Below are 18,389 nucleotides of genomic sequence, written 5' to 3'. Positions count from 1 at the left end.
TGAGGAGAGCGCGTTACCCAGAGCCCCGTCAGGGTCACGAACCCACCCCAGCCACACTCCCCACAGCTCATCCCCGTCTCATCAGGCGACGGCTACCTCCCGCTGCAGAGGCGGGTGGCTGGGCGGCTGCACTCATACACGTACCTCTTGCTCAATAACCCGAGCGATCTCTGGCCAGGGAACGAGCGGAGGGCCCAAAAGCGACCAATAGTCGTAGAGGTCTCGGACCACGGCGCTGACACCGAGGCGCACAGCGTTTGAGTCGATCGAACCGATAACCCATCGTGTGATTCCACCTGCCCCGCGGGCCGCAGGAGCGATCCCGTGGCCCAGAAGGAGGGTGGCGGTGCGGATGGCGTCCAGAGTTTCTGTTGGGGCCGCCCGGGCGAAGCGACCGTAGATCATTTCGTGCCAGCGCATTTGGGTGCGCGCCCAAGCAAGGCGCTCCAGCCCCGTTCCTAGGTCGACGGCCAGGCGATCCGGGTTCTCGAGGTTCCACAGGAGGACGAGGTCTCCGAGCGTGAGGTCCAGGTGCCGAAAGCGCAGCGTTACGCCGCCGACCTGTCGTCGTCGCCACGGAGTGACGCTGCCGTAGATGCTCAGATGCCGGGCATGGAAGCCGAGCTGGGAAAGGACGGACAGCCAGCTGTCGAGAATGGATCCGTACTCGTCCAGGGTCTGCACGGGTTGGACTCTGGAGATGTTGACGAAGGATGTCAGGGCTCCTTCGCACAGGACGCCAGCGGTGTCGCGTGGGCCTGTGAAGCGTACGACGGGCTGAGGGAGAAACCCGGTCCGGTACGTGTGTGGCTTGCCCTCTTTGAGGAGGGGGTCGAGGGCTTGGACCGCGGAGATGGTCAGTTCGGTCTCGCGTCCGCATCTGAGCGGGAGGCAGGCGGCGCGTGGGGCGCCGTCCCTTGCGAAACCGTTCTCCAGGCGGTCGAGGAGCTCCTTCCAGGAGGGCGGGCGGCGAGGTGGTCTGTAGGGGGTTCCGCGGTGGGGATGGCGGATGTCGATCCGGGAGTCGGCAACGGTGAACTCCCAGTGCCTGCCTAGCGCCGCGCGGAGAACGGCGGGTATCCGTCCCGACAGCGCTTCATTGGCCGTGCCGGTCATGCTGATCCTGTCGCCAGTGCTCGAAAGTGCCGGACAGGATCGAAGCGGTGCTGACCGATCTCCTGGATCTGCTGGTGATCGAGCGTTGCCGCTCGTTCGATGGCACGAGCCAGTTGGCGGGCGGCTGTCTCGTCGTCCGCACCGGGGTCGGCCACGGTGATCGCGCCGGTGCGCTCGCACAGTGCCGCTTCTGCGCAGGTGCCCTCGCGCCAGGTGAGTGCGGCCATGGGCGTGCCGGCCCGTAAGGATTCCCCGAAGACTGCGGCGCCAGCTTCCACGTAGGTGCGGGCGTAGGTGTAGACGAAGACGGACGCGTCACGGATGGCAGCGGTCTTGGCAGCGCCGCCGAGCTCACCGACCCACTCGACATGGTCTGCGCTGAACAGTCGGTCGTAGCGCCGCACATAGTCCGCGTTGAAGACGGGGCCAACAACTCGTACCCTGTGGCCGAGTAACTGGGCTGCCCGTACGGCTATGTGTGGCGCCTTCTCCTCGTCGATCCGGCCGAGCCAGACGAGATCGGCTCCGGGGACCGCCGGGGGTTCCTCCTCGTGGAGACCGAGGTGAACGGCAAGCTCGGGGATTGGTTGGTGAGCGGCGTACCTCTCGATCATTTCCGGCGAGTAGCAGTAGAGACGTGACCGCTTGCCATCGAAGGCTGTGTCTGCGTGCTGGAAGATCGGCGAGTGCTGGAACGTGGCCACATCGCAGTCCAGCGCGGCCAGAGTGCGGGTCCAGGCGGGGAGCGAGGGATATTCGTGTCCAACGACCAGGAGGTCGTATCCGGTGCTGCGGAGCTCACGCTCGGCGAGGGTTCCTGTGGTGATGTCCTCCAGCCGGACGGGCTTACGGACCCAGTCGTTCTCCAAGTCCGTGAGCCAGCCCGGCCCGAGGAGGTGTACGTCGGCGCCTGCGGCCCGGGCGCCTACGGCGACCGCCCACAGCCATCGTTCGATCCCGCCGTACCCGGCGGGTGGAAAGGCGTAGCTACCAGGGAAGTCGCAGACGCCGACGAGCACGTTATGCCTCCGGTGTTCCGTCCGCCGAGATACGGCGGAAGCCGAGGTACGGAAAGAGCGATTCGGGCAGGACCAGGGAGCCGTCCTCCTGCTGGGACTGTTCGAGAAGCGCGGCAACGGTTCGGCCCACGGGGAGGCCAGAGCCGTTAAGCGTGGCGACGAGCTTGGGCTTGCCGTCCTCACCGCGGGTGCGGATGTTCGCGCGGCGGGCCTGGAACGTGCCGAAGTTGGAGATTGAGGAGATCTCGCGGTACGTGTTCTGGCTCGGGATCCAGACCTCGATGTCGTACGTGAGCTGGGCGGAGAAACCCGTGTCGCCGGCAGCGAGGGTGACGACCCGGTAAGCGAGGCCGAGTTCCTTCAGGCATGCCTCGGCATGGCTGACCATCTTTTCGAGCTCGGCGTCAGCGTCCTTCGGGTCGACGATTCGGACCATCTCCACCTTGGAGAATTGGTGCTGGCGGATCAAGCCCCTGGTGTCGCGCCCGTACGATCCGGCCTCCGAACGGAAGCATGGCGTGTGGGCGGTGAGCGCCAACGGCAGCTCGGCGGGAGGGATGATCTCGTCGGCGTAGAGGTTGGTCAGTGGCACTTCGGCGGTCGGGATCAGGAACAGCTCCCGGTCGGCGACGCCGGTCTTGAACAGGTCTTCCTCGAACTTCGGCAGCTGCCCGGTGCCCGTCATGGTCTTTCGGGTGACCAGGTACGGAACCGCGTGCTCGATGTACCCGTGCCGACGGGTGTGGAGGTCGAGGAAGAGCGTGGCCAGCGCCCGCTCCAGCGCTGCTCCGGCGCCGCGGGAGACCGCGAAGCGTGGGCCGGAGAGCTTCGTCGCCCGTGCGAAGTCGAGAATGCCGGTGGCCTCGCCGAGGTCGACGTGGTCCTTCGGCTCGAACGGGAATGCCGGCGGTGTGCCGACACGCCTGACCTCGACCGCGAACTCATCGGAGTCACCATCGGGTGCGGCGTCGTCCGGCAGGTTCGGAATGCTGAGGAGGAGGTCGCGGAGCTGTTCCTGGACCTGCTCCTGCCCAGTCTCGATCTCCCGGATCTCGTCCTTGAGCTCGCGAGCGCGCTCCTTCAGCTTGGTGATGTCACCGCCCTGCTTGGCCGTCTGCTGGACCTCGCTTGCCACCCGCTTGGACTCCGCCCGCAGCTCGTCGGTCGAGCGAATGTTCTGGTTGCGCCGGGACTGGAGGTCCTCCAGCGCGGACAGGTCCAGTGTGTAACCGCGACGAGCGAGCCGACGAACCGCTTCGGCACCCATTTCAATCAGGGCGCGGGCATCATGCATGAGGAAGATCCTTCTGATCCGGCGAGTGGGATGCGGATTCGACGGTAGCAACCGCCGAGCCTCCACCGATCCGCAATACGGACGCGGCACCGTCGTCCTTGGCCTCTTGGTGTCGGCCATCCCGGTCAAGATCGCCCAGCAACGCCGTGAGCCGGTCAGGCAGCTCATCGTCAGGGATGACGATCGGATCGAGATAGGGCGCCTCCGTAAAGAAGAGCGGCATGGCTTCATTTGAGCAGCGGGTCTGCTGCCAGAGGAGCACCGAGATCAGCAGGCCATGCCCTACGAGGACACGGGGCCCAGGGCGCTCCAGGGCGGAGAGCAATCCCACGAGCATTCTCCGGATGCCCTCTCGCTGGGATTCGGTTCCGCCCTCTGGGCGCTTCGTTGAGCCGTGGCCGTCGAGCCAGACCGCGTACTCCAGAAATGGGCTGCCTTCAAAGATCCCGTAGTCGAGTTCGTTCAAGCGAGGGTCGATGATCAGCTTCGATGCCGGAACTCCCATCAGCAGAGATGCTGTTTGCTGAGCTCGGGGAAATTCGCTGGTCAGCCACGTCCGTACCGTGTGGAGAGGCAGGGTCGCCCAGCCTCGGCTGAGCGACTGCCGCCCCTCCTCGGTCAGCCGGATGGGCTTGGACGGATCACCATTGACCAGATATCGCCTGCTGTAGTTCGTCTGCCCATGGCGGAGGATGTAGGTGGTCACGAGTCCCTCCTCGGGATCGACGCCGAGAGGCTGGAGAGCACTTCCGACATGCGTTGCGCTCTCGGGTCCGCGGTCTCCACGTAGAAGAGGAGTCCGTCGACGGCCAGCGCTCTGCACCAGGGGGCGAGTACAGGGACGGGGATCCGGGAGATCCGGGCGGCGGCGGCAAGCCGCCTGTCGGTTCCGCGCCCGAGGTCGTAGTAGACAGTCCAGAAGGCCCAGTCGAATACCGCGTCGCCCACCATGGGCAGCGGATCCAGCAGGCGCGGGTGCCCCAGCCAGTCGAAGGGCACGTTCTCGCGGTATAGGTCTGCGTGAAGGACGGTCGTGCGACCGGCGTCTTCCCGTAAGCCGGATAAGGCTGGGTACGTGGCGTCGACGAGCTGGCGCCATGAGCCGAGGCAGAGTGTCTGTGTCCGTCGCTGGATCCGCGGCAGCATTTCGGTGCGGATGTGGTCTGCGAGGTGAGGTAAGGCACCTCGCAGGGTTCTGCGGCGGCCGATGGTGTGCAGCCCTTGGAGGGCGGCAGCGACCATCTGCATTTCGCGCGGAGGCCGCTGAGCACCACCGGGGCGGCCTGCCACCAGTTCGAGGGCGGCTACCCCAAGATCGTCCGCGGTCTCGACGACGTCCACCGTCGGACCGCCGGCCCACAGCTGCAGAGCGCTGATCTCGTGCCGGTATCGGGCAGGGTCAGCCCATGCCTTTAGCAGCAGCGGGCAGCCGTGGGGGGAGGTGGCCAACGCGATCACTGAGGCGTGTCCGGCGTCGTGGTAGCCGCCGAGAGACAGCTTCCAGCGCTTCGCAGCTTCTTCCAGCAGGCCAGGTACCGCAGCCAGCCACATCTGCGCACCCGGCCCGTAGTGGTCGAGCAATCGCTGTCGGGATCCTGCTGGAATCTCTCCGAGTGTCCGCGCATTCATCAGCTCAGCACAATCCCGTCGGAAACAAGCTCATCCGTCAGAGCCGGGAACTCCCCGAGAGCTTCCGTGATCAACGCCTGCACCTTGTCGACCTCGGCATCGGGCGAGGACAGCCGAACGAGGATGCGCCAGGGCTGATCCAGCCGCTGCCCCGTGGTGCTCACCAAATGCACCTCAGCATGCCCCCCGGTCGCTTCGTGAAGCCGGTTGGCGAGCCGCTGCGCAGCCACGTTGTACAGCTTGCCGACGTGATAGACCGGGTTCTTGCCGTTGGCCCCCTCCAGGTTCATCGGCCTCAGCGGCGTGATGAGGCCGTTTACGCGGTTGCCTCTCCCCACCACGCCTTCGTCACCGGATTCGATCGAGCTGCCGGTGTAGGTCAGATAGAGCTCGTCCTTCTCCGGCACGTCGCGTGCGTTCAACCGGAAGCGAGCCTTGGAGCCGGGCAGCCGTAGTCCGGCAAGCCGGTAGCACTCGGCGAGGATGCTCTCGGTGTTCCGGCGGTACTCCGCGCGGCTGCCCACGTGACGCGACTTCTGCGGGACGCACAGCACGATGTCCGCTTGGTCCCCGTCCCAGTACCCCATAAGCTTGACGTCCGAGCCGCACCAGGCGCGGGAGAGCGTGAATTCGCTCTCGCCGGAGAAATGGTCCACCAGCTTGCGGACGAACGACTCGAAGTGGTTCTCCGGCGCCCATCCGGTGCCGAGGGAGGTGTCGTTCGAGAGCCGCACGCGCCGCTCCCGCAGATCGTCTATGGAGCGCGGGTTGAACCAACGGGTTCGGTCCGGCACCGCATCCCCGGTGAGGACGGCACCAGGGCTGGAATTGCTGGTGATGTTGAAGGCGATGTCGAGGTGATTCGAGACCTCGGCGAGCCGCTCGGCGAAGAAGGCCCGCACCTCGGCCTCCACGATCTCCCTGACCGGGATGGGCTCGCCACCACACATTGGCGCCGCCCTGCCGTTGACCAGAACCCGCACCGGCGAGGTCATCCCGCCGGCCCCGTAGCGCACCTCGCTGGCTCCTCCGAGGAGCGCGAGTTTGTCGAAGTTGTGGTGCAGTACGGCGCCGAAGTGCTCGACCGTGTAGCGGCTGTAGGCACGGGACAGTCGCTCGGCAAGATGGTCGGCCAGGGTGTCTGGGTGGCCGAGTCCCTTGCGTTCCACGATGGTTGTCGCGTTCGGCTGGGCCATGCCGGTGTCGATGACGAGATGGCTGTTGTCGATGGTCATGCTCGTACGAGGCATCACGAACTCCCTTTCCGGGGGCAGAGGCGGATGAGCGCAGGCGTCAGCACGCCTGGCCGAGCAATGAGGGGCAGAGTCAGCGAGGAACGCCGGCAGCGCGGAGGCGGACGATGGTGTGGGCCAGCGACTGGTACGCGGAGATGTCCTGCTCGTCGGCCGCGAGTCGACAGACCTCGTGGACGGTGACGAGCCGGATGTCTTGGGGCCGACGGCGATCGAGCCATAGGAGCAGCCGCCAGGCTAGAACCGGGCCGCTGAAGGGCAGCCGGGTCACGAGATCGACCGGGATACGCGCGGGTGGAACGTCCTCGTACAGCAGGTCACGTATGAGGTGGAAGACCACATCGGTGTAGTCCAGGACGGCCGGTCCGCGGGCACTCGCCTCCCAATCGACCACGTGCAGGCGATCGCCGTCGACGAGGAGGTGCTCGGCCTTGAGATCGCCGTGCAGGTGAACGACCGGGTGCGCATCGATGGTTTGAAGGGCCGCGCTCAGCACCGACCACCAGGGCAGTCGGTGACAACAACTGGAGAGCTGGTCCAGAAGGAACTGGTGAGAGGAACATAGATCGACACGCCTTGCTCCCCAACCTGAGCCTGGTGTGACGCCAGCAGTGGGCCGGTGAAGTCGCCCACTCACAGCCACGACGTGACCGATGTATCGCTCAACCGCCTCACGCGTGCCTATCGAGCACGGCGTCCCGGTCATCGTCCGGAAAACGGTCCAAGTGCCGGCTTCGCCTCCCCCGGAGGCAAGGACGAGCGGAACCGAGATCCCCCGTAAGGCGGCGCGCTTGATCGTTGCAACTTCGCGCCGACGCCTGCCGTCGGGATCGATGCCCACGTAGACCTTCAAGAAGGCACTGCCGTCTGTGGCGTGCTGCGTTCTCGAATACGACTTGTGGACTGCCGGCCCGAACGGGCCGAGACCGTGCTCGGTCCACGGCTCGGCCACCCCTGTACCGCCCATTCCCCGCACCTCCACCCCGCCGAATCCGCTTCGCCTGAAGCGGCTGTCAGTGCTGCCGACATGCTTATGCAGAGTCCCCCGAGGCCAAGCCGCCCGGTGCTCCTTGGCTCGAGGAGATGCCATCTTCTACGCACTAGAGGCCCTATTCGAGGACTCTGAGAGGCCACCAACAGGACTTCTGGAGGGCTTCCTTGCCTGACCGGGGATGATTTTGCGCCGTTACGGGGACATCGCATGCCACCCTCTGACGAGAGTTCGTTCCCCGAGGAGATCCATGTCCCGTATCGCAGGCAACACCCGCCTCAAGGCCGCCCGTATGGCTGCCGGATACAACTCCCAACAGGCCCTGGCTGACGCGATCACCAAGGCCGCGCCCAAGCTCGGCATCCGAGGTCTCGCTGTCGGCGTCCGCCAGATCAGGCGCTGGGAGTCCGCCACACCGCCCTGGCCGCAGCCAGACGTACACCGAGTCCTAACCCACTTGCTGGGTCAAAGCATGGAGGACCTCGGCTTCACCCCTCCCTGGGGAACTGAGGGGCGTCAGCCCGAAGTGGCAGCCAGCGACATCTCGCGCCGACGCCGGCCCGGAGCGCGGCTGGCCTCAGTCCCCGCCCAGTCAACCACCGCGACGCAGCCGGCCACCGTCGGCAAGGACTTCGAAGCCGTCACACGTTCCCACCGGCACCTGTACTGGTCCGTGGCACCAGCCACCCTGCATCCCGCAGTCATGGAGCACGCTCGGCTTGGCTGTGCTTTGTTGCCCGAGACAGCGAACCCCACCCGCAGAATCCTCGCCGCCGCCCTGGCCGAGTCCTACCTGCTTGCCGGGCGCATCGAATTTTTCGACCTACGCCAGCCCGACCAGGCATCCGAAACGCTCCTGCGTGCGCTCCAAGCCGCAGGCGAGGCCGACGACCCAATCCTCGGATCGGCAGTCCTCGCCCATATGGCCTTCATACCTGGGTGGGCAGGAGACCGCGACGCAGCGGTCGAGCGCATGGTCGCCGCCCGTACTTACGCACGCCGCGGAAGTGGCTCCGCGGAACTCTGGGCCTGGCTCGACGCGGTCGAGGCTGAATGCGAGACTCGCTGCGGCAACCCACGCACCGCACTGCGACTGATCAGCCACGCGGAGGACACCCTTGCCGCAGGCTCCGAGCACCCGACACCGATCTGGATGGACTGGTTCAGCTCCATGCGTCTGGCTGCCTTCAAGGGCAACACGCAGCTCAAGGCCGGCCACCTCCCCCAGGCGCGGGAGACCCTTGGCCAGGTCTTGGACGGCCTGCCGCCTACAGCCGACAAACAGCGCACCGTCATCCTCGGTGACCTCGCAGCCGTTGAAGCTGCGGACAGCCGACCGGAAGAGGCATGCCGCTACGCAACCCAAGCCCTCGACCAGCTCGCGATCACCTGGTACGCCACCGGCATGGACCGCGTCCGCGAGGTCCGGCGCACGCTCGCCCCCTGGCAGAACGAGCAATGCGTCCGTGCCCTCGACGACCGCCTCTACGACTGGGGTACGACAGTCAGCGCTCTCCAGCGTTGAACTTAGCGATCTTCCCCGGCAACTCCGCCAACGAGTCGATCCGCATCGTTGTAATCGTGTCGGCGTCTGGATCACGCTGCTGGATCGTGCCCCAGGGTCCACGCCGGATCAGCGCTGTCAGCAGGCCGGCCTGCACGGCCGGGCGGATGTCGTTGTCGAGGCGGTCGCCGACGTACAAGATCTCGCCCGGCTCGGCAGGCGTCGCCTCGATCACATGCTTGAAGAAGGCCACGTCAGGCTTCGATGCCCCCCAGTCGTCACTGGTAGCGATCAAATCGGACGGCAGATCCAGCCCTCGCAGCAGTCCACCCGCCCGCACCGTCTGATTCCCGGCTATACCCACCCACAGCCCGGCCTCACGCAGCGCAGTCAGCGAGGGCCGCACATCGGCGTACAGGTCGTCCTCGCCGAACCACTCAGGCTTCCCCGCCGCCGCGCGCTTCTCGCGCTCCTCGGTCAGGTCGAATCCTGGCTGGAACTCCTGGAAGGTCTCCCGGTAGTCCCGGCCCTGGGCGATGACTGCCCCGAACATGGCGGCGAAGGTATGCCGCGGCACCCCCAGCCAGTCCGCCCAGGTCCCGTACTCCCGCGTCTCATTAACGAGGCACTCACCGACGTCGAACACCACGGCACGAATCATGCTCCGCAGGTTAGACGGTTCGGCCTGTAGTAGTACTAGCGACTACGCTCGGTGTCCGAAACTGACCAGGCTGTCGTATCGGATCTACATCAGGCAGAAGGGTTCAGTTCTGCCTTCGGATGAGACGCTCGTCCCTTTTCGCCGAGCAGTGCCTGTGGATAACCGCAGGAGTTGATGCCGACGAACTAATATAGGCCACCTCGCTGACCGCGTTCGCGGTCAGCTCAGTTGTTCCTGCCCCGACCCAGTGGACTTGTTGCGATCTTGCTGGGATGTTCGTGAGCGGAGACGGACTCGCTAACGTGTTCGAGTCCGGTCCGTCGCGAGTGCAGCCGAGCGCGCGGCGGGCGGTGCGCACGTATGGAGGACTAATGGCCAAGCTTCAGGTTGCCGAGATCTGCGCAGGTGCTGGCGGGCAGGCTCTGGGGTTGGAGCGCGCCGGATTCGAGCACGCTGTCGCCGTGGAGCTCGACCCAACGGCCGCGGAAACCCTGAAAAGGAACATGCCGGGCTGCGATGTGCGCACTGGGGACGTGGCTGACCGGTCGGTTTGGAACCCTGAGCAGTTCTGTGCTGAGCACGGCACCCCGGACTTGATCGCCGGCGGCGTCCCCTGCCCGCCCTTCACTATTGCGGGCAAGCAGCTTGGCGCCGCTGACGAGCGAGACCTGTTCGCTTGGGCGGTCGGGCTGGCCGAGCGGGTAAGGCCCAAGGCCCTTCTCCTGGAGAACGTGCGAGGGCTCAGCGCGAACCGTTTCGCCGCCTACCGGCAGAACGTCCTGGACACGCTGCAAGACGCTGGCTACGTAGCGCAGTGGGAGCTCTTCCACGCTGCGGACTTCGGCGTACCGCAGCTGCGCCCGAGGTTCGTCCTTGTGGCGCTCCAGCGCGAGTACGCACCTTATTTTGCCTGGCCGAAGCCTCTGGAAGGCGAGCGTCCGAAGGTCGGTGAGACGCTTTACGACCTCATGGCTGCCCGTGGCTGGAAGGGCGCTGAGGAATGGGCCGAGGGCGCTGACGACATTGCGCCGACCATCGTCGGCGGTTCTAAGAAGCACGGAGGGGCGGACCTGGGGCCGACCCGTGCCAAGGCTGCCTGGGCCAAGCTCGGGGTCGATGCCCATGGTGTGGCGGATGAAGCACCAGGCGAGGACTGGGAGCCTGCCGAGGGGAAGCCCGGGCCGAAGCTCACGGTGGAGATGGTCTCCCGCATCCAAGGATGGAAGCCCGAGGACAAGTGGGTCTTCGAAGGGAAGAAGACCAGCCGGTACCGGCAGGTCGGGAACGCCTTCCCCCCGCCTGTGGCCGAGGCCATCGGCCGGTCTATCGCCCGCGCGCTGGACAAGGAGGGCGCTCCGGCGAAGTTGGTCGAGGACACGGAGACGGTGCACGATCCTGTGTACAAACTGCTTCGCGCGGAGGCCGAGAAGCAGAGGTTCCTCGGCATCACCCAGATCATCGGACGCCTGGAGAAGGCGGGCAAGCGTCTGTCTGAGCCTGAGGTCGAGCGGCACATCGCGCATCTCGAGAGGGACTTCGAGATCCGGAGGGAGCAGCGTTCCGGCGGTACGTACGCCTACAGCCTCGGAGAGTTCAAAGCCTTCGTCGGCCAGGAGGGGCACCAGCGGCACGAGCTGTTCTCACTGAACCAGGCGAAGATCAGCTGACCACCCGCTGAGGGTGTACTTGAAAGCGGGGTACGGTGTTCGCGGGGCCTAATGGGGCCGCCGCGACCCCGCTGCCGCCTGCCGCCGAGACCTCACCGCGTCGATTACGGTGTCGGCGCACGCCTCGGGATCGAGGTGTTCCCAGAAGCGCAACACGAGCCAGCCCTCGTCGGCCAGGCGCTGGTCGGTGTCCCGGTCGCGCTGGACGTTCCGCCCGATCTTGTCTTCCCAGTACGGACGGTTGGTCTTCGGCATGACGAAGTGGGCAGGGCAGCCGTGCCAAAAACACCCGTCGATGAACACAGCCACCTTTACCGGGCGGAAGACCATGTCAGCTGTGCGCCGCATCTTGGGCAAGGGCTTGGCCGCCACCCGGTAGCGCAGCCCCGCTGCGTGGACGAGTGACCGCAGCAGTAGTTCTGGAGCCGTGTCGCGGCTCCGGTTGCCCAGCATGCTGCGCCGGTTCGCGGCTGACGAGGCCCACGATCCCTCGGGTGGGACCCATGGGCCTGTCTGGGGCCCCGACTCCGGCACTGTGCTGGGCTTGCTGTGACCGTTCATATTTCCGGCAGTCTCGGTACTTCTTCTTCGGGGTCGTCGGCCGTGGCCAGGACCCACTTCTGTTCGTCCAGCTCTACTGTCGGTGCCCCTGCGTGACAGGCCCGTGCAAGGGCCAGGCGGGCACTGACGGATTCACCAGGGCCCGGAACCGGCAGCCCCAGGACTTCGGCGATGCGCCCATGGCGGCTGTAGTGACCCAAGATCACTATCCCGCGGGGCTGGAGCCTGGAGCGCGATCCGCCGTTGTAGCGGACGCGCTTCATGTAGTCCTCCTGCATAGCCACCGTAGCAACGACATTGCGGCTGACCCTGCGCCCCTGCGCTCGGACGAACAGTTCGTCCACGCGGCGTTGGCCGCTCTTGTGGGAGAAGACAGCTGTGATGTCCGCCTGGGAGAGGCGCAGCAGCATGTTCTCCTGGAGGGGCGCATCGCGGAACAGCCAACGCACTGCGCCCCGGCCGGCCGAGTTCAGTGTTTTCTTCGCGTCGCGGTTGCCGCCGTTGTTGAGCCGCTCGGGCAGTGCCCGTACGAGTCCCACCGACCACTGGGACTGCTCGTCGCTGGCCCAGACGACGAGCAGCAGGTGCCCGTGGGCTTCGGGCGGGATCATCCACTGGCCGAGGGTCTGGGAGTACTTGCAGTCGACGTCCGACCCGGCGATCGAGTAGTCCATGCTGGCGCCGTCCGCGAAGCCGAATTCGCGCTGCACGTTGATCTCGATGAGGGTCCCCAGGTGGGCCTTCTCGGTCTTGAAGAGCTGGTCCCAGCGGAAGCGCCCGGTGTGCTGGCCGTCCAGCAGCATGTCGATGCTGCGGCGGACCGCGCCGGCGAACCGGCTGCCGTCCGGGTCCGCGCGAAGGATCTCCTCGGCCACCGCCTCCAAGGCAGGGTCGTCGCTCTCACCAACTGGCCACAGGGGCGCCTGCACGCTGATCGTTTCGCCGTCCACAGCGGGACTCTATCGGCAGAGGATGTGCTGGGGCAGTCGGTTGCGGGACGGTGCTGGCAGACTGCTGGGCGTGATACGCGAACCAGCAGAACTCCTGGTCGGCGACGACGGGCAGCTCGTACTCCCTCTCGGACTCCTAGCGGAGGCGGGGCTCGATGCAGGCAGCCGCCTCCTCGCTTTCAGCGACGGCGACGGGCGCATCGTGCTGCAGCGGGAAGCGGACGCCATCGAGCGGCTCCTCGGCGAGGGCGCGCTTTGACGAGCACCGGAGGGGGCTGGTGGCGCCCGCTACGCCGGGCGCTCCTTGAGGTGTTCCAGCAGCGCCTGGACGTCGGCCGAGTTCATCCCTGCTGCCATCGGGGCCTCGTCCTCCGGGTCGGCGAGCTGCTGCACCTCGGGGTCGTCGAGGATGCTGCCCATGAACTCCAGCTTCTCGGCGAGCCGCATCGAGACGACATCATCGACACTTCCCACCGAGGTGAGGACGGTGACCCGCGTCTCCGTATCCGGGGCGAGGCCCAGGCGATGGATGCGGTCCAGGCTCTGGAGGAACCGGCCTGCCTGGAAGTCGCGGTCGACGTACACGGCGTCATGGCAGACCTGGTGGAGGCTGATGCCCTCACCCAGGGTCGCCGGGTTGGAGATGAGGACGCTGCAATCCGGGTCCTCGCGGAAGCGGCGCAGCTCCTCCTCCCGGTCGGGAGTACCCCCGTGCACTGCGGCGGGCTGGAACGGTGCGAGCAGTGCTTGCAATGACGTGATGCTCCGGACGAAGCCCGTCCACACCAGGGTCTTCCGGCCTGCCGCGGCATTGGCGGAGACGATGGACAGCGTCTCCGTGTACTTGGGCGGCAGTTCGTAATCGGGGAGCTTGCGGAGGAGGGCCGCCAGCGAGTCCCCCTCCGGAACATCCAAAGGCGGGACACGGAAGCTCAGCGGCTCGTAGCGGGTCGAGCCGCCGACGAGGAGCGCCGGACTGGTCGCGGCCATGAGCAGACGCAGGACTGCCTTGCCGAGTGCCTCGAGATCGCCTCGGTCGGCTGCTGCGCGCGGAGAGAACTTGCCGATCAAGGCGTCGTAGATCTCTCGGTGCAGGGGAGGCATGCGGAGAGGGCGGACGCGCAGGTCGACAGGAGGCAGCCCCAGCTCTGCCTTGGTTGTCCGGGTGTAGAGGGGACGCAGCACCTGGCTTGCATGGGCTAGGTCGCCACCGTCTACGGCCTGGGTGACCACGCGCCGCCCGTGGCCGGGCCAGACGAAGGAGAGCAGGTTCTCCAGGTCCTTCGCCCCGTTCGGCGCCGGGGTACCGCTGAGGATCATGCGCACGCGGCTGAGCGGCCCCAGCGCCATGCAGGCCGCGCCGTAGACGCCCGCGCCGCCGAGCTTCATACGGTGGGCCTCGTCGAGGATGAGCATGGCCGGGGCTGCTTTCAACCACTGCGACAGGCCGGCGAGCGCCCGGTCGAGCCGCTCGTAGTTGAGGAGGAGGATGTCTGCTGACGGAGGCACCGACTTGCCGAGTACCTGTACGTCCAGAGGCGAGGAGAAGCACTCTCGCGCCTCCAGTTGCCACGCCTCATAGGCCGACTTGGGGCTGACCACCAGGATGCGGTTGACCGCCCCCCGCTCCCGCAGGGCCGAGAACACGGCCAGGGAGACGCGGGTCTTGCCGGCACCGGGCACGCTGAAGTTGGCCCCGTGGCCGACCGAGAGCAGCCGGGCGATGTCCCGGAGCTGGAAGGGGGTGAGGGGCCCCGTCCAAGCATCGCCCAGCAGGGTTGGCACCTCTTCCGGGGCGACGCTCTCCTCGCCCGGTGTGCCGTTCAGCAACCGGTCCGCCGTCTCCGCGGTGTCGAGCATCTCGCTGACAAGGGCGCGGAAGTCGTCCTCCCAGACCACGCTCTCGGGCTGCGGCCATGCCGCTAGGGAGCCGAGACTGGCCAGGAAGCTGTCGATAGGGACAGCGGCGGAGAGGCGGTCGGTCATCCGGCCACCGGGGAAGCTGGCGATCATCTGTCCCAACTCGCCGCGGCACTCGGGAACGGTCCTGAGTGCCGCTTGGGTGCGAGTGGTGTCGAAGCCGATCACCAGACTGGGCTGATTACCCACTCAGCGTGCCTTTCCTGTGGCATCGAGGAGCCACGACAGGCCGTCGCCGGGTTCGCCGACAGTCCGGCGGGCTTCGATCGCGAGCTTCTCCAGTCTCTTCCGCAGTTCGACGATGGCGTCGTCGAAGGCTTCCTCGTCGAGGCTTCGCTGCGAGCGGGAGAGGACGAGGTCCGTGACGCACTGCTCGATGCTGCGGTTCGCGTCGGCGAGGCGAGCTGGGGCAGCTTGCTTGCGCTTGGTGATGCGGGCGTCGCGGCCGGCGTCGGTGATGGCTTCATCCATCGCCTTGTGCATGCGCTTGACCTCGTCTTGCGCTGCAGTGACTACCTCCGCCGGCGCGGAGCTGCCGGCTTGGATGACCACCCGAGCGTGGAGGACGGTATCCGTCAGGGCCTTGGCCGCGGAGACAGCCTGGCTGGGGCCTTGCACCGCACGTCCTAGACCAGGGATCGCGACGCCTTCCTGGGCGGTTGCGGTTGCGGTTGCGGAGGCGGTGACTATGCCCGCCGGCAGGGTCTTGGACAGATACGTGTCACGGAATGCGGCGTCGATGAAGCGCACGTCCGTCTTGGCGAAGCCCAGGAGCATGGCGGCCAGACGGTTCTCCACCAGCAGATCTGCCCGCTCAGGGTTGGCGCTGTACTGCTTCTCATAGGCGCGGTGCAGCTCGCGGAACTTCTCGGCCTGTTCCTCGAACGCGACCAGCGACAGCCGCTCTCCGGAAGTCTCGCTGCGCTTGACCAGTTGGCGGATGAGGGAGAGCACCCACTGGTCCTGCCGGACCCGGGCAGCGGTGGTGCGGAAAGTGGCGGCGATCGCCGCGAGCGGGGTGCCTTGTTCGACCAGCTCCTCCACGGCGAGCAGCCGGTTGATGTACGAGTAGTCCCGCCGGTGCTCTTTCCGCAACTGCAGCGAGAGCTCGATGGCAGCGATGTCCCGCCAGTCGCAGGAAGGGGGCAGCACGGCCACGCGCATGGGGTAGGTGGGCCCGTGGAGCTTCAGGAGTGCGGCGCGCCGCGTGTTGCCGTTGACGAGGATGCCCTCGTGGGTGATCAATCCGGGATCGGTCTGCCCGAAGTCCTTCAGACTGGTGAGCAGCTCGTCGAACTCGGGGTCGGTCCTTGCCGGGTCGTGCGGGACGACTTGCAGCAGACGGCCTAGGTAGGTCTGGCTCTCCGTACTCCAGGAATCGGCCTGGAGAGCTGCGGACTTCTCGGGGTCATGACCGGCCTGTGCACGGATCCGATGGGTCGCCGGGTTGTAGTACAGGTCGCCGACCTGCATCTCGATCACTTCGAGGTGCTCAGGCTTGCCCCGCCACTCGACGGTGAACGTCTCGCGGGTGCCGCTGCCGGCCGCGCTCTCGGCGAGCCGGCCCCGGACGATGGACCGGTTTTCCTCTGCCCTCGGGGGCAGTCCGTACTCCATTGCCATCTCCGCTGTCCTCGTTCCTGCTTCTGTTCGTCCTGCTTCGGCCACTGTCCGCACCTGCCGGATACTCAGTCGAGTCCGAGCTTTTTGCGCAGATGGGTGCGCGACTCCTCGGGCAGGGACCGGTAGTCGCTCCAGAGCTGTTCCAGCCGACCGAACCGCCGCTCGCCGGCTTCCATCCAGCCGGACAGTACCTCGCGCTCGATAGAGCTGAGTGCGGCGGCTTCCCTGAGGACTCGGTCGAGGTCCGCGACCAGTTCCCTGCCGCCGATGCGGCACCGCTTGCACTCGGTGATCAGCTCGGTGGCCTTGGTCCCGTCGGGCTTCAGGACCTCTCGACGTGCGATGTCCAGTTGAGCCGCTTCGTAGGTGTCGGCATAGGTCTCGCCTGGGGCGATCCCGCAGGAGCGGCACATATAACCATCCCGTTGGAGCACCTCGCGCCGGCGCCCCGCGCCGATGGCCGTCGTACCGGTCTTCCGGGTGGCGCGGCCCGGTTCCCAGACGGGGTCGCCGCGCTTCACGAAACGCTGTTCGTGCGAGTCGAGGCTGGCGTCCTCCCTGTTGGTGTCGATACGCCACCCGAAGTCCCGGAGGTCCCGCATCCGCCGGTCCACTTGGGACACCCCGGGAAACGCCTCGCGTAGCGCCTCCTTGGTAAAGGGTTCTCCCTCGCCGACCTCTGCGACCAGCCAGAGGGCGACCCGCTTCATCGTTCCGAGGCTGTCATCGCGCCACGATGGCGTCACAGTGCCCCCCGCTCCATGCAGTGTTCCGGTGCAGTCCTGGATATGTGTCTCAGGCTGCGGCTCCGGATCATTATTAGCACGGGAGGCATCGCTTACTCCAGTAGTTCCGATGTCTTTACATTTCTTGCTGAAGTAAAGATCCGTTTTGACCCTTAAATGCGCATTTATGGATTCATTCTGACCGCTTCCATTAATACATCGACGTAAAAACGTCTGATCGTCCCCTGGTGTCGCAGGGAGGGGCTAGGCTTCCGGTGATCACGTAACCCTGCTGATCTCTGGCGAGCGAGAGGCTCTTTTGCATGCCGTCACTCGGATCGATCAAACGCTCCTGCGTGGGCGAGGCTGCGGAGGAGGTGAAGGCTTTCGCGCTCGCCTTCCAGGAGGTGCTGCCCCAGGTCCTCCCCGGAGCGACCATGGCCGAGAAGGCTCGGGCTCTTGGCGTCTCCTCTTCCTTGCTTTCGCACTGGCTGCATGGGCGAAGGCTGCCTCGGTCGGGAATCTCGCGCGCACTCGGACCTTTGGTGCAGGACGGACGGGTGGGTGAAGAAGGCCGGACTGGTCAGGTGCTTGCTCGCCTTGAGGGGCTCCTGCAGGCGGCGCGGAGTGCGTCTTGCCGCCGCTGCGCGGGTGAATGCGCCTGCCGCCAGAAGTCGCCCCAGGGGGACCGGCGCAACGAAGTGGACGGCCGTGCCGACAAGGGGGACCGGCGCAACAGCGGCAGTACGGGTATGGAGGATTCGACACTTCCCGGCCGCCTGGCGGCACTCTCCCTCGCCGACCGGGCCGCCTCCCTGTGGAGCTTGGGGGCGAGTCTCGATGAGGACGGAATCGGCGAACTGGTGGCCGCGCTGGGGCGTGTCCGAATGCGTTCCGAAATGGAGGTGATCCTGCGTTCTGCGGAATATGCGGGCAGGGATCCCGTAAAAATCACGCTTGCTGCCAGCATGTGCCTTAATGCGGAGTCGGGTGATCATCCGTGTTACCCGAAGGTGTGAAGGCGGGGTATTCTGTGCGCGCTCCTGCGCTGAGTGGCGCTCGTAATTCATGTAGCGCTTGCTCCCGTGCGCCTCCGTGCAGGCAGAGCAGGGAAGGCCGGCCAGAGGCTGCGAACCGTGGTCCAACCTCCCCTGCAGGAAACGCCCTGCTTCGAATCGAAGACAAGAAGGAGTTCCCGCTAATGAACTGTACGGCCTACCTGGCCAGGGTTGCCAGGAAGATCAAGGCTGTCTGGATGCGCAAGGGCGGCACCGGTGGTGGTGCCGTCTGGTGCTCGTGGCGCAAGATCCTGCGCCGGCTGCGCTTCCTCCGCTGGGCGCTCGCGGTCCAGATGCTGAAGGGTGCCGCCTACGCCGGCGGCGCCATCGCGATCCAGGTCATCGCGGCGCGGTTCTTCATCCGCTGACGCCGCCGCGCCGCCGACCCTCTGGCTGCAAGGCCCGGCAAGCCGGTATC

18 protein-coding genes are annotated in these 18,389 nt (G+C 66.3%); 5 read left to right on the top strand and 13 right to left on the bottom strand.

Features of this window, described 5'->3' with window-relative positions:
* Window positions 1-132: 132 nt before the first annotated feature.
* The 7 genes from ACF1FZ_RS03435 to ACF1FZ_RS03405 form a co-directional block, all read right to left on the bottom strand.
* Window positions 133-684 carry a hypothetical protein gene (locus tag ACF1FZ_RS03435; RefSeq protein WP_391771661.1) on the bottom strand — a complete coding sequence of 184 codons (552 nt, stop codon included), beginning with the start codon at window positions 682-684 and terminating at the stop codon, window positions 133-135.
* Between the two features lie 428 nt (window positions 685-1,112).
* Window positions 1,113-2,135, bottom strand: a complete 1,023-nt coding sequence (locus ACF1FZ_RS03430; protein ID WP_391771660.1) for a glycosyltransferase — start codon at window positions 2,133-2,135, stop codon at window positions 1,113-1,115.
* A 1-nt stretch (window position 2,136) separates the two neighbouring features.
* Window positions 2,137-3,429: a serine--tRNA ligase gene (gene serS, locus ACF1FZ_RS03425; protein ID WP_391771659.1), complete on the bottom strand. Its 1,293-nt coding sequence runs from the start codon at window positions 3,427-3,429 to the stop codon at window positions 2,137-2,139.
* Window positions 3,422-4,135, bottom strand: a complete 714-nt coding sequence (locus tag ACF1FZ_RS03420; RefSeq protein WP_391771658.1) for a histidine phosphatase family protein — start codon at window positions 4,133-4,135, stop codon at window positions 3,422-3,424. Before ACF1FZ_RS03420 ends, serS begins: the two co-directional genes overlap by 8 nt.
* Window positions 4,132-5,010, bottom strand: coding sequence for an aminoglycoside phosphotransferase family protein (locus ACF1FZ_RS03415; RefSeq protein WP_391771657.1), 879 nt, complete (start codon window positions 5,008-5,010; stop codon window positions 4,132-4,134). The genes ACF1FZ_RS03420 and ACF1FZ_RS03415 overlap by 4 nt, the downstream gene beginning before the upstream one ends.
* A gap of 47 nt (window positions 5,011-5,057) precedes the next feature.
* On the bottom strand, window positions 5,058-6,293 hold the full coding sequence (locus ACF1FZ_RS03410) for a methionine adenosyltransferase (protein WP_391771656.1): 1,236 nt from the start codon (window positions 6,291-6,293) through the stop codon (window positions 5,058-5,060).
* 91 nt (window positions 6,294-6,384) lie between these two features.
* Window positions 6,385-7,278 carry an aminoglycoside phosphotransferase family protein gene (locus ACF1FZ_RS03405; RefSeq protein WP_391771655.1) on the bottom strand — a complete coding sequence of 298 codons (894 nt, stop codon included), beginning with the start codon at window positions 7,276-7,278 and terminating at the stop codon, window positions 6,385-6,387.
* A gap of 274 nt (window positions 7,279-7,552) precedes the next feature.
* Between ACF1FZ_RS03405 and ACF1FZ_RS03400 the strand changes: the two genes are divergently transcribed.
* The gene (locus tag ACF1FZ_RS03400) at window positions 7,553-8,827 is read left to right on the top strand and encodes a transcriptional regulator (RefSeq protein WP_391771654.1); all 1,275 of its coding nucleotides are present in this window, start codon (window positions 7,553-7,555) and stop codon (window positions 8,825-8,827) included.
* Here ACF1FZ_RS03400 and ACF1FZ_RS03395 read toward each other — a convergent pair.
* Window positions 8,808-9,467: an HAD family hydrolase gene (locus tag ACF1FZ_RS03395; RefSeq protein ID WP_391771653.1), complete on the bottom strand. Its 660-nt coding sequence runs from the start codon at window positions 9,465-9,467 to the stop codon at window positions 8,808-8,810. The genes ACF1FZ_RS03400 and ACF1FZ_RS03395 overlap by 20 nt on opposite strands.
* A gap of 371 nt (window positions 9,468-9,838) precedes the next feature.
* Here ACF1FZ_RS03395 and ACF1FZ_RS03390 point away from each other — a divergent pair, with 371 nt between their 5' ends.
* Complete coding sequence (locus ACF1FZ_RS03390; RefSeq protein ID WP_391771652.1) at window positions 9,839-11,134, top strand: DNA cytosine methyltransferase; 1,296 nt, start codon at window positions 9,839-9,841, stop codon at window positions 11,132-11,134.
* A gap of 48 nt (window positions 11,135-11,182) precedes the next feature.
* Here the strand turns inward: ACF1FZ_RS03390 and ACF1FZ_RS03385 are convergent, their stop codons facing one another.
* Both ACF1FZ_RS03385 and ACF1FZ_RS03380 read right to left on the bottom strand, forming a co-directional pair.
* On the bottom strand, window positions 11,183-11,695 hold the full coding sequence (locus ACF1FZ_RS03385; protein ID WP_391771651.1) for a very short patch repair endonuclease: 513 nt from the start codon (window positions 11,693-11,695) through the stop codon (window positions 11,183-11,185).
* Complete coding sequence (locus ACF1FZ_RS03380) at window positions 11,692-12,645, bottom strand: NaeI family type II restriction endonuclease (protein WP_391771650.1); 954 nt, start codon at window positions 12,643-12,645, stop codon at window positions 11,692-11,694. The genes ACF1FZ_RS03385 and ACF1FZ_RS03380 overlap by 4 nt, the downstream gene beginning before the upstream one ends.
* A gap of 70 nt (window positions 12,646-12,715) precedes the next feature.
* Here ACF1FZ_RS03380 and ACF1FZ_RS03375 point away from each other — a divergent pair, with 70 nt between their 5' ends.
* On the top strand, window positions 12,716-12,904 hold the full coding sequence (locus ACF1FZ_RS03375) for an AbrB/MazE/SpoVT family DNA-binding domain-containing protein (protein WP_391771649.1): 189 nt from the start codon (window positions 12,716-12,718) through the stop codon (window positions 12,902-12,904).
* A 29-nt stretch (window positions 12,905-12,933) separates the two neighbouring features.
* Here the strand turns inward: ACF1FZ_RS03375 and ACF1FZ_RS03370 are convergent, their stop codons facing one another.
* From ACF1FZ_RS03370 to ACF1FZ_RS03360, 3 genes are all read right to left on the bottom strand, one after another.
* Complete coding sequence (locus ACF1FZ_RS03370) at window positions 12,934-14,754, bottom strand: SNF2-related protein (RefSeq protein ID WP_391771648.1); 1,821 nt, start codon at window positions 14,752-14,754, stop codon at window positions 12,934-12,936.
* Window positions 14,755-16,188, bottom strand: coding sequence for a transcriptional regulator (locus ACF1FZ_RS03365; RefSeq protein ID WP_391771810.1), 1,434 nt, complete (start codon window positions 16,186-16,188; stop codon window positions 14,755-14,757).
* A gap of 65 nt (window positions 16,189-16,253) precedes the next feature.
* On the bottom strand, window positions 16,254-16,898 hold the full coding sequence (locus tag ACF1FZ_RS03360) for a hypothetical protein (RefSeq protein ID WP_391771647.1): 645 nt from the start codon (window positions 16,896-16,898) through the stop codon (window positions 16,254-16,256).
* A 338-nt stretch (window positions 16,899-17,236) separates the two neighbouring features.
* Here ACF1FZ_RS03360 and ACF1FZ_RS03355 point away from each other — a divergent pair, with 338 nt between their 5' ends.
* On the top strand, window positions 17,237-17,932 hold the full coding sequence (locus tag ACF1FZ_RS03355; RefSeq protein ID WP_391771646.1) for a hypothetical protein: 696 nt from the start codon (window positions 17,237-17,239) through the stop codon (window positions 17,930-17,932).
* A gap of 182 nt (window positions 17,933-18,114) precedes the next feature.
* Window positions 18,115-18,339 (top strand): hypothetical protein, encoded by a 225-nt coding sequence (locus ACF1FZ_RS03350; RefSeq protein WP_391771645.1) that lies wholly within the window; start codon window positions 18,115-18,117, stop codon window positions 18,337-18,339.
* Window positions 18,340-18,389 lie beyond the last annotated feature (50 nt).

The sequence above is a fragment of the Streptomyces sp. NPDC014623 genome (assembly GCF_043088245.1).
Taxonomy (GTDB): Bacteria; Actinomycetota; Actinomycetes; order Streptomycetales; family Streptomycetaceae; genus Streptomyces.
This window is presented reverse-complemented; position numbering and strand designations above follow the sequence as displayed.